The sequence below is a fragment of the Collinsella sp. genome (assembly GCF_052346665.1).
Taxonomy (GTDB): Bacteria; Actinomycetota; Coriobacteriia; order Coriobacteriales; family Coriobacteriaceae; genus Collinsella.
The window spans coordinates 36,832-48,596 of the sequence record NZ_DAWDUX010000012.1; the positions used below are offsets into that span (position 1 = coordinate 36,832).

At 63.0% G+C, this 11,765-nt stretch carries 6 protein-coding genes; 2 read left to right on the forward strand and 4 right to left on the reverse strand.

Going from position 1 to position 11,765, the window contains the following annotated elements:
* Positions 1-52: 52 nt before the first annotated feature.
* Positions 53-352: a ribosome assembly RNA-binding protein YhbY gene (yhbY, locus tag ACT8II_RS03505; RefSeq protein ID WP_118654423.1), complete on the reverse strand. Its 300-nt coding sequence runs from the start codon at positions 350-352 to the stop codon at positions 53-55.
* Positions 353-644: 292 nt separating this feature from the next.
* On the opposite strand from yhbY, the gene ACT8II_RS03510 reads away from it, so the two are divergent.
* Positions 645-2,009 (forward strand): PFL family protein, encoded by a 1,365-nt coding sequence (locus ACT8II_RS03510; RefSeq protein WP_118654424.1) that lies wholly within the window; start codon positions 645-647, stop codon positions 2,007-2,009.
* Between the two features lie 270 nt (positions 2,010-2,279).
* On the opposite strand, the gene ACT8II_RS03515 is transcribed toward ACT8II_RS03510, so the two are convergent.
* From ACT8II_RS03515 to ACT8II_RS03525, 3 genes are read right to left on the reverse strand one after another with little or no spacing between them, the layout of a single operon-like run.
* Positions 2,280-4,724 (reverse strand): homocysteine S-methyltransferase family protein, encoded by a 2,445-nt coding sequence (locus ACT8II_RS03515; protein ID WP_412108383.1) that lies wholly within the window; start codon positions 4,722-4,724, stop codon positions 2,280-2,282.
* 31 nt (positions 4,725-4,755) lie between these two features.
* A complete protein-coding gene (locus tag ACT8II_RS03520) occupies positions 4,756-5,541 on the reverse strand; it encodes a hypothetical protein (RefSeq protein ID WP_443813010.1) in 786 nt (261 codons plus the stop codon).
* Positions 5,542-5,543: 2 nt separating this feature from the next.
* Entirely contained in the window at positions 5,544-6,425 is an 882-nt protein-coding gene (locus ACT8II_RS03525; protein ID WP_118654426.1) for a methylenetetrahydrofolate reductase, read from the reverse strand.
* Between the two features lie 311 nt (positions 6,426-6,736).
* Here ACT8II_RS03525 and ACT8II_RS03530 point away from each other — a divergent pair.
* The coding region (locus tag ACT8II_RS03530; protein WP_443813011.1) for a sugar-binding domain-containing protein at positions 6,737-11,765 on the forward strand (5,029 nt) is incomplete at its 3' end.

An 11,765-nucleotide genomic window follows, 5' to 3' on the forward strand; every position in this document is an offset into this window, starting at 1 on the left:
AGGGGCGACCCGCTGGCCGCCCCTTGAGTTGATCGAGCAGGTAATCGAGTAATTAATCGAGTGTGATGTGCTCGATGTCCTTGCGGCTGCTGACGCGGTACAGGGCAAAGCGATGACCGATCACCTGGACGACTTCGGAGCCCGTGCGCTCGGCGAGTTGGTCGGCCGCCTCGCGGCAGGAGAGTAGGCTGCCATCTTGGACGGCGCACTTGATGAGCTCGTGCGCCTCGAGGGCCTCTTCGGCCTGCTTGGCGATCGCGTCGGTTACGTCGGCTTTACCGATGAGGACGACGGGGTTGAGGTGATGGGCGAGGGCGCGAAGCTGACGGACCTGCTTGCCGGTGAGTGCCATGTATCTACTCGCTTTCTGCGGGAGCGGTTTTTGCAGGTCAACGATACCGCACCCAGCCTCGTCCGACAAGCTGTTTGCATATGAAGACCACGTGGGTGAGCATTTAAAATACGATTTCGAGGCGAGCGAGAATACCCGACTACATGGTCCGCGTGTGCGGTTTTGATTTTGGCGCGCGGCAATCTCGTTGCTTCTTGTGTTTCCACTTGTTCCGGTGCGCAGGTGGGAAAGCGCGCGCGCTAAAATAGAGAGAACGCAAAACATGAACGTACGATCCGCAAAGGAGACCGCCATGTCCATTACGCCCCAGGAGATCGCCGAGACACGCGGTATGGTCTCAGAGCACAATTTGGACATTCGCACGATCACCATGGGCATATCGCTCATGGGCTGCGCCGACGAGAATCTGGATCGCATGTGCACCAAGGTGTACGACCACGTTACCCGCACGGCGGAGCATCTTGTCGAAACGGCAGAGAGCCTTGAGCGTGAGTACGGTATCCCCATCGTGAACAAGCGCGTTTCGGTGACCCCGGTCGCCCAGATCGCGTCGGCGTGCCCCGATGAAGATCTTGTGCCCCTCGCGTATGCCCTCGACCGCGCCGCCGAATCCCTTGGCATCGATTACCTCGGCGGTTATTCGGCGCTCGTCCACAAGGGCATCGGAAACGCCGATCGCCGTCTCATCAGCTGCATTCCGCGTGCGCTTGCTGAGACGAGCCGCGTGTGCTCCAGCGTGAACGTTGCCACCCTGCGCGCTGGCATCAATATGGATGCGGTGCTCATGGCGGCCCAGACGATCATCGATGCCGCCAAGCTCACCGCCGATCGCGAGTGCGTGGGCGCGTCCAAGTTCGTCTGCTTTGCCAATATGGTCGAGGACTCGCCCTTTATGGCGGGTGCCGTGCATGGTTCCGGCGAAGCTGACGCCGTCATCAACGTGGGCGTATCCGGCCCCGGCGTCATGGCAGCCGCCCTTGAGGAGCTGCCCGAGGACGCCGATATGATGCAGGTCGCGGAGCGCATCAAGCAGACCGCCTTTAAGATTACGCGCGCTGGCGAGCTCATGAGCCGCGAGGCCGCTCGCCGTCTGGGCGTCGACAAGGGCATCGTCGACCTCTCGCTTGCCCCCACACCCGCCATCGGCGACTCTGTTGCCCGCATCCTCGAGATCATTGGTGTCGGCCAGTGCGGAGGCCCCGGCACCACGGCGGCACTCGCACTGCTCAACGACTGCGTTAAGAAAGGCGGCGTTATGGCGAGCTCCTCGGTGGGTGGCCTGTCTGGTGCCTTCATCCCCGTCTCCGAGGACGCCGGCATGATCGAGGCAGCGGAGGCTGGTGCGCTCTCCCTCGAGAAGCTCGAGGCCATGACTTGCGTGTGCTCTGTGGGCCTCGATATGATCGCCGTTCCTGGCGACACCGATGTCGAGACCATCGCGGGCATCATCGCTGACGAGATGGCCATCGGCGTCATCAACAACAAGACCACCGCCGTCCGCATCATCCCCGCTATCGGAAAGGGCGTCGGCGAGTCGGTCGATTACGGCGGCCTGTTCGGTCGGGCTCCCATCATGCCGGTCAACAGCCATGCCGGCACGGTGTTCGCCCATCGCGGCGGCCGTTTCCCGGCACCCATGAATTCGCTCAAGAACTAGCGAAGCGTCGAGGTAATCTCGGTTGATGCGCAGGTGAAGTCAAGCGCGGACGGGGTCTTAGGACCGGCCCGTCCGCGCTTTTGTCCGCTTAGGTCGATTGCGGCGTTGATTCGACAAAGATGTTGAGGTTTTTCGTATTCATTTCGGGTTTTGTCAAGTAGCAGCCCCAAATCCCCAACATGTACCTGCGTGTTTGTTGGGAAAAACCGAGCTCTACTTGGCAAAACCGGAAAACGATACGAAAAACCTCAACTTCCAAGCTGGATTGCGTTAGCCGAAGACTTTTGCGGCGATGCGTGCGGACTCCGCGGCGTCTTTGGCATAGAAATCGGCGCCGATCTGCTCTGCATATTCGGGCGTGAGCACGGCTCCGCCCACCATGACGAGCGTTCCTGGGGCCTCGCGGTGCAACAGGTCGATGGTTTTCGCCATATTGGGGACGGTCGTGGTCATCAGTGCGGACAGGCCCACGAGTTTAATGCCGTGTTCGCGCACCGCATCGAGCACGGCCTGCGGCTTTACGTCGCGTCCGAGGTCGATCACCGTGTATCCGTAGTTGTCGAGCAGCATTTTGACGATGTTCTTGCCGATGTCATGGATATCGCCCTCAACGGTGGCCACGCAGATCGTTCCCTTGTCGAGCTCCTTACTGGCGGGCATCTGCTCCCGTATGATGTCAAAGCCCGCACGCGCCGCTTCCGCCGAGGCCATGAGCTGCGGCAAGAACAGCTCTCCTCGATCGAAGCGCGTCCCAACTTCGTCAAGGGCGGGGATAAGGTGAGCATCGATGAGGTCGAGCGGGGGGAGGGTGTTCAGCAGTTCGCGTGTGAGCTCGGCCGTCTCGCGTTTGCGCCCGGTGAGCACGAAATGGCCGATTGACCGCTCGGAGTTCGGGGAAGGCGCGCTCGGCGCATTCCCATCGACGCGTGTGGAGGCGGTAGCGTCCGGCAAACGGATGGCCTTGTCGTCGGACTTCGCGTATGGATCGCGCCATCCCGCGTAGCGCTCGATGTAATCGCGTGCGCCGGCATCCTCGCCATTGAGGACGCGGAAGGTGCGCACGGCGTCCATGTAGCGATCCGAGCCGGGGTTGAGGATCGGGGTGTCCAGTCCGGCTCCGAGGGCGGCGGCGAGGAACGCGCCGTTGAGCAGGGGCCGCTGCGGCAGTCCAAAGCTGACGTTCGACACGCCGAGCGTGCACTTGACCCCCAGGCGTTCCTTGACCATCGAGATGGCACGGAGCGTCTCGAGCGCTTGACGCTGATCGGTCGAGACGGTCATGGCGAGGCAGTCGATGAGGAGGCGCGAGCGCGGGATGCCGTGTCGCTCGGCTTCCCCCACGATGCGCGCGGCGATTTCGAACCGCTGCTCGGCGGTGGTGGGGATGCCCGCCTCGTCAAGCGTAAGACCGATGACGTTGGCTCCGTATCGCGCGGCGATGGGCAAAATCTCGTCCAGGACCTCTTGCTTGCCGTTGACGGAATTGATGATCGGCTTGCCGGGGTACCGCCGGACGGCGGCCTCGAGCGCGGCGGGGACGGTGGAGTCGAACTGGAGCGGCAGTGTGACGGCCCCCGAGAGGCGTTCACCGGCGACCTGTAAGGCATCGACCTCGTCGATATCGGGGAGTCCCACGTTGACGTCGAGGATATCGGCCCCCTGCTCCTGCTGCGCGATGCCCTCGCTTACGAGATAGTCGAAATCTCGAGTGCGGAGCGCCTCCTTGAGCCGCTTCTTGCCCGTGGGATTGATACGTTCGCCGATGACGGCGATGGCTCGGCTTTCGGTGGGAAGCGAGATGAGTGCTTGGGCGCTCGTGACGGTGAACGCCTGGGGCACCTCTCGCTTGCGCGGGGTGCGCCCCCGCAGCACATCGGCGATGAGGGCGATGTGACGGGGATCGGTGCCACAGCATCCTCCGAGAATACCAACGCCGTCGTCCACCATGCCACGAACTGCCGCGGCGTACTCCTCGGGCCCGATGTCAAAGACGGTGCAGTCGTGTTCGACATGGGGAAGACCCGCATTCGCCTGGACAATCAGCGGCTTTTCCGTGACGGCGAGCATGCGCTGGGCAAGTGCGCGCAGCTCGTGCGGCCCTTGGGAGCAGTTGATGCCCAGCGCGTCGACCCCAAGGGCATCGAGGGTGACGGCGGCGACTTCTGGGGAGGTGCCCAGGAACGTACGGCCATCTGCCTCAAAGGTCATCGTCACGAAGATGGGAAGCCCGGTGTTTTCGCGGCAGGCAAGGATGGCGGCCTTGACCTCGAGTACGTCGGTCATCGTCTCGATGATGAAGAGGTCGGCGCCGGCGTCCGAAGCAGCTCGAGCCTGCTCGGCGAATGCGTCGTATGCCTCATCGAAGCTGAGCGTGCCCAAAGGGCGCAAGAGCGCGCCGAGCGGACCGATATCGGCGGCGACCAGGTGAGCGCCGGCAGCACGAGCGCACGAAACGGCGGCAGCGTAGACCTCGTCGACCGTGGCACGGCCATCGAGCTTCAATCGGTTCGCCCCAAAGGTGTTGGTGGTGATGACATCGCTGCCTGCCTCGACGTACGCGCGATGGATGGCCTCGATGTGCTCGGGGTTCGTGAGGCAGAGCAGTTCGGGAAGTTCTCCGGCAGCTAGTCCGGCGGCTTGGAGCATGGTTCCCATGCCGCCGTCGAATAGCAGGTGACAGTCTCCGCTGATGGCTTTGTGCAGCAAGGTGTCCATGAGTCTCCTTGTCGTTGGATGGTCTTTCATCCTAACAGGTGGTGCCGCGTTTGCGCATGGAGCAGGAGGCGCGCATGCGGCAGATGGCGCATCGCGCCGGCGCATCGGCGGCACGGGGCAGCCCCTCAAAAACGCCGATCATGGCGCTTACGGATTTACTGGGCACCATGAGGTTGGTGGGTGTGACGGTGAGCCCGATGCGTCGGGTGGCGTCAAGGGATGCGAGGAGCCGCCCCTGCGCCTCGAGCGGGCAATCGCCATATCCGCACGAGAAGCGCCAGTTGCATGAAAGGCCGGCGGCGGATGCCGCGTCCTGCACCATGGAGTCGAGATGTCCGACGGCGGACTCGATGAGCGCGGAGGACGCTGCATCGTAGATTGCGGCATCCAACGGGCTTTGTGCGCCGAGCGCGCGCAGGCGCCGCTCGTTGTCCATGCCGAGCGTGCATGCGAGCACCGTGCACCAGCGTGCGTCCTTGAGGTGGCGGTAGATGTCACGCCCCCTGAGGGTTGCGACCGTTCCCGTGAGGCGAATACACGCCTTCCCCTCGTCGTCAAGGGTGGAGGCGTCTACGGGAAACGTCGCGAAGACGCCTCGCGCCCGTCCATGGGCTTCGACGTCGCGTGCGACCCGCTCGATCCTGCACGCCAGGTCGTCTTCGATGTTCTGTCCCGTATGCCCCAGATATCGCAGCATTTCATTGCGGTCAATCGCGAGGGGATCCTCCGTGCCTCCAAGCGTGACGACGCGCGGCCCCGCAAGCGCGCCGGGGAGCTCGCGCATGTTCGACGACGTGGCCTCGGTTTGCGTATCCACGGCTAGCGGGTCTCTTGACGAAGGGCACTCATAGCGGCACGGGCGACGCTCGGTCGGTTCATGGTGTAGATGTGCAGGCCGTCCACGCCGTGGTCGGCGAGGTCCTCAAGCTGGCGGCACGCATATTCGATGCCGGCGGCACGCAGGCTGTCCGGATCGTCTTCAAAACGCGCGAGCAGTTTGATAACGGGAGAGGGAAGCGAGGCGCCGCACATGAACACCATGCGGCTGATCTGCTGCTTTCCCATGAAGGGCATGATTCCGGCGGTGATGGGGACGGTGATGCCCGCGGAGTCCGCAAGCTCGCGGAAGCGATAGAAGTAATCGTTGTCGAAAAAGAGCTGCGTCACGAAGAAGCTCGCTCCCGCATCCTGCTTTTGCTTGAGATGGCGCATGGAGCGCGCGAGGTCGTCGCATTCCAGGTGGCCTTCCGGATACGCCGCCGCGCCGACGCAAAAGCCCGCCTCGACGAGCGGCGGGATGATGTCCTTCGCATAGCGGAAATCGGCGCAGCCCGGGCCGGTCGGGGCTCCTTCGGGGACATCCCCGCGCAGCGCGAGCACGTTTTCCACACCCGCCGCGCGCATCTCGTCGATCTTCGCGGCGAGGTCCGCGCGCTTGAGCGAGATGCAGGTGAGGTGGGCGACCGAGGGGATAGCGAGTTCCGTATCGATCATCTGGGCGATCTGCGTGGTGGCGGCGTTGTTGCCCGATCCTCCAGCCGAATAGGTGACGCTGATGAAGTCGGGCCCCAGGGGCGCGAAGGAGGCGGCGACTTCTCGAGCTCGCTCGAGCGTGAGCTCGCCTTTGGGCGGAAACATCTCGAACGAGACGGGGAGCCTGCGGAGCCGCTGCGCCGTTTCGAAGATATCGGATATATACATGGTGAGCCTTCCCCTTGCAATGGTAGCGATTCACTATAGCGCAGCGGAGCGCTGGTGGGCGGGAGGGGCATCCACGATATATATTGGTTACGAAGGATGCCGCGCGCAGCCAGCTTTGATTGCCGCTGTGCTCACCATAATCTAACTGGTATTTTGTGTGTAATGCCAATCTTGCCCCGCATAACCGTTCACCGTTCGATGGCGCACGCTGGCGGCTCCGCCGGGAAGCGGACGGTATAAAACTGACATGCTGTACCTCATATATGGCGAAGCTATGCGTCGACATCGGGTCGACGATAGAAGGAGGTTGCATGAGTACATTGCACACCCAAAGCCGCCCCGGGAAGGGAGCGCACCGTACGCGTACGAAGCGCGTGCTGTGCGCGGCGCTGGTGGGCGCTTTGGCGCTTGGCGCTCCTGCGGTGTCGGCGGTCGCGGCGGGGCTGGGTCCCTCGCTGCGTTCGCAGTCGACGACGCAGATGAGTTCCAAGCCCGAGGTCGTCTACATCAACAGCGTGACCGATCCGGCTCAGCGCGTGCAGGGGTTCAACGAGAACTGGAAGTTCAAGTTGGGCGAGGTCTCGGGTGCAAACACCGAGGCGTTCGACGATTCCTCGTGGGATGTCGTCGACCTGCCGCATGATTACAGCATCGACCAGGATTACACCAAGACCGGCGAGGCGGAGAGCGCCTACAAGCCGGGCGGTATCGGCTGGTACCGCAAATCCTTCGAGGTGGGCAACGACCTTGCCGGCAAGCAGGTCCGCATCGACTTCGACGGCGTCTACATGGACGCGACCGTTTACATCAACGGCCAGGAGCTGGGCAGCCATCCGTACGGTTACACGCCCTTCTCCTTCGATCTCACGCCCTATCTCAAGGTGGGCGAGCAGAATGTCATCGCCGTTCGCGTGAACAACCAGATCCCGTCGTCCCGCTGGTACTCCGGTTCCGGTATGGGCCGCGACGTCGACCTGGTCGTGACCGATCCCGTCCACGTTGCCAAGGACGGCGTTCAGGTGACCACCCCGCAGCTGGAGTCCCAGAAGGGCGGCAACGTCACCACGCATCTGAAGACCTCCGTTGCCAACGCGGGCAAGTCCGAGGCCGCGGTGACCCTCGTCCAGACCGTGTTCAAGCGCGGTGAGAGCGTCGAGCAGGCTATCGGCACCCAGACCACGCAGGTCACGGTTGCCGCTGGCGAGACGAAGGCCGTCGAGGCCGACCTCACAGCGACCAAGCCCGAGCTGTGGAGCACGGATAGCCCGGTGCTCTACACCGTGCGCACGCAGGTAAAGATGGGCGACAAGGTCGTCGACACCTACGATACCGATTTCGGCTACCGCTTCTTCAAGTTCGACGCCGCCAAGGGCTTCTCGCTCAACGGCGAGTCCATGAAGATCAAGGGCGTGTGCATGCATCACGACCAGGGCGCCCTGGGCTCCGTCTCGACGCGCGATGCGCTCGAGCGCCAGGTGAAGCTCCTGAAGGAGATGGGCTGCAACTCCATCCGCACCTCGCACAACACGCCGGCCCGCGAGTTGGTCGAGATCTGCAACGAGCAGGGCATGCTGCTCGACCTCGAGTTCTTCGATGGCTGGACGTCGCAGAAGAACGGCAACTCCAAGGACTACGCTCGCTTCTTCAACAAGGCCATGGGCGAGTCCGAGCTCATCGGCGCCTCCACGGACAAGACCTGGGCGCAGTTCGATCTCGAGCAGAGCATCGCGCGCGACTACAACGCGCCCGCGATCATCATGTGGTCCATCGGTAACGAGATGACCGAGGGTACCGGTGGCATCTCCAACTTCAACCAGGTGCAGCAGAACCTGATCGATTGGGTCAAGGCCGTCGATACCACGCGCCCCGTCACCACGGGCGACAACCAGTACAAGAACAATGGCAGCACCACGCTGAACCCGCAGGGCATCGCGAACGCCAAGGGCATCGTCGGCCTCAACTACGCCGACGGCAACGTGTATGACAAGGCTCATCGCGAGCATAGCGATTGGATCTTGATCGGTTCCGAGACCGCTTCCGCCATCAACAGCCGCGGCATCTACAACACGCATGGTCAGGATGGCAGCGCCCAGCAGCTCACCGCTTACGATTACAGCGCGGTCGGCTGGGGCCACGTGGCCTCGAAGGCTTGGTACGATGTGCTCACCCGCGACTTCATGTCCGGCGAGTACGTGTGGACCGGCTTCGATTACCTGGGCGAGCCCACGCCGTGGAACGGTACGGACTCCGGTGCCAAGGGCACCTGGCCGTCTCCGAAGAACTCCTACTTCGGCATCATCGATACCGCCGGCCTTCCCAAGGACTCCTACTATCTGTATCAGAGCCTGTGGAACGAGGACGTCAACACCCTGCACATGCTGCCCGCATGGAACAGTGATGTGGTGAAGAAGGACGGCCAGAACAAGGTCGATGTCGCGGTGTACACCGATGCAGCAGCCGTCGAGCTGTTCTTCACGCCGAAGGGTTCCACCGAGCGCCAGTCGCTGGGTAAGAAGGCCTTCACGACCAAGACCACCGAGGGCGGCGTTTCCTATCAGATCTACGAGGGCGATGGCGCCTACACCGGTAACGATATCCATCGCAACCTGTACCTCACCTGGAAGGTCCCCTATGCCGACGGCACCATCACCGCCGAGGCATACAACGCCAAGGGCGAGAAGATCGACACCTCGACGTGGCAGGGTCGCCAGAGCGTGACCACCACCGGCAAGGCCGCGAAGCTCAAGGCCGAGGTCAATCGCGAGGGCATGACCGCGAACGGTACCGACCTCGCATACGTTACCGTGAGCGTGACCGATGCCGAGGGCAACGTCATTCCCAACGCGACCAACAACGTGACGTTCAAGGTGACCGGCTCGGGTAGCCTCGCCGGCATCGACAACGGCAGCTCGCCCGACCATCAGTCTTATCGCGATGACAACCGCGATGCGTTCTCCGGCCAGCTGGTGGGTATCGTGCGCGCGGGCGAGAAGGCTGGCGATGCCACCGTTACGGTGAGCGCCGATGGCCTCGAGTCCACCACCATCACGATCCCCGTCGCCGCCTCCTCGGATGCTCCCGAGGCGAAGACGGCCGACAGCCTGTACTTCGCGCGCTACCACTACGTGAAGACGGGCTCCGCGCTCGAGCTTCCCGCCGCCGTTCAGGTGCGCTATAGCGACGGCGCGTCTGAGAACAAGGCTGTTACCTGGGATAACGTTCCTGCTGATAAGCTGGCGACCCCCGGCAGCTTCACCGTAAGCGGTACGGTCGCCGATACGCCCGTTCGCGCTACCGCCGTGGTCACGGTCGTCGACGATATCGCTGCGCTGCTCAACTACTCCACCACCGTGAGCAAGGGCGCCGAGCCCGTGCTGCCCGATAGCCTCCCGGCCGTTATGGCGGACGGCACCGTGCTCAACGCCAATTTCCCGGTGACGTGGAGCGCTGCCGAGGACGGCGCGTACGACAAGGCGGGCACCGTGATGCTTGCCGGCACGTCCAACGTGTTCGGCAAAGATGTCACCGTTACCGCTTCGATCCGCGTCCAGGAGGAGACCATCACCATCGGCGGCAACATCGCCAAGGATGCGATGAAGATTACGCAGAGCGTGCCCGAGGGCAAGCAGAGCGATACGCTGATGGCGATCGTAGACGGCAAGACCGAGCCCGGTGCGAATACCGGCGGCGGTGCAAATCCCACGCTGTGGTCCAACTATGATTATTCTCAGGATGGCAACAAGACCGCGCAGGTTACCTTCGAATATGCAACTCAGCAGCGTTTCGGCCAGTTCAAGGTGACCTTTGCCAAGGACAGCTGGTCCGCTCGCTTCCCCGATGACAACGCGACGAAGTTCGAGGTGTCTGAGAACGGTAAGGATTGGACGCCGCTGACCGTTACCGAGACGCGCGCGGATGCCCAGGGCAATGCTCGCCTCTACACTTATGACTTCGCTCCCGTCACGGCGACCTTCGTCCGCATGACGGTGACGAACGCCGACGTGCAGACCGGCACTACTGCAAAGCCCTGCACCGCGATCACCGAGGTCGAGCTGAATACCGCTCAGGGTAGCTTCGTGACGAACGCGACCGCGAAGCTCGCCTCGCTCAAGGTGAACGGCACCGCCGTGCCGGACTCCGCCCTGAAGCAGGGTGGCTATAACACGCCCGCCGAGACCGCTAAGGTCGAGCCGGTCGCCGCCGATAACGCCGCCGTGACCGTGCTCCCCGCGCACGACGACAAGGTCCTGATCATCATCGAGTCCGAGGACCACAAGACCCGCAGTACCTTCACCGTCAACCTCGGTGCCCCCGAGACGATGGATCCCGCCGACGATTCGCGCGACTATCCGGTCGACAAGATCGTCAATACGGAGACCGGCAGCGTGCATGAGCCCGCTTCGGGCAACGAGGGTCCGCTGTCCTTCGCCTTCGATAAGAACAACGAAACCTACTATCACTCCCACTGGACCGCGACCACGCTCGACAACCTGTGGGTAACCATGGAGCTCGAGGAGCCCACCGCCATCGACGGTCTGCGCTATCTGCCGCGTCCTGCCAGCAGCGGTAGCCACAACGGCACCTTGTTCGGCGCCAAGCTCCAGTACAGCGAGGACGGCAAGACCTGGAAGGACGCCGGAACCGCAACCTGGCTTTCTCCCGAGGATGCCGACTACACGCGCGATTGGAAGCTGCTCCAGCTCGCCAAGCCCGTGACGGCCAAGTACTTCCGCCTGCAGGCTACGGCCACCTATGCCGACGGCGGCCGTAACAATGCGTTCCTGAGCGCCGCCGAGCTGCGCTTGACGAAGGCGAAGAGCACGACGACCGACATCGCCAGCGATGCCGTCTCCATCGAGGTTCCCGCTTCCGTTACCGTCGACCGTGTCGACGCCGAGCATCCCGTGGATGCCTCCGTGGTATCCGTCGTGGTCAAGCATGGCGAGAAGACCTTGGAGAACGGCGTGGATTACACGCTCGAGTTCGCCGACAACACCGCTGCCGGCACCGGCAAGGTGACCGTCAAGGGTATGGGCAAGTACGCCGGCTCTGTCGAGCGCACCTTCGAGATCAAGGTTGCCGAGCCCGTGCTCGAGGGCATCGCCATCAAATCGGCTCCCTCGAAGACCACGTACAAGGTCGGCGAGAAGCTCGAGCCCGCAGGCTTGGTGCTGATGCTGAGCTACTCCAATGGAGACGCCGTCGATGTTGAGTACGGCGCCGATACTGCTGCGGCGTTCGCGTTCACGCCGGGTCTGGACGAGGCTTTCGCCGAGGAAGCCGCCGCGCTCGAGGTAACCGTTGCCTACGAGGGCAAGACGGCTGTGTTCGACGTTCGCG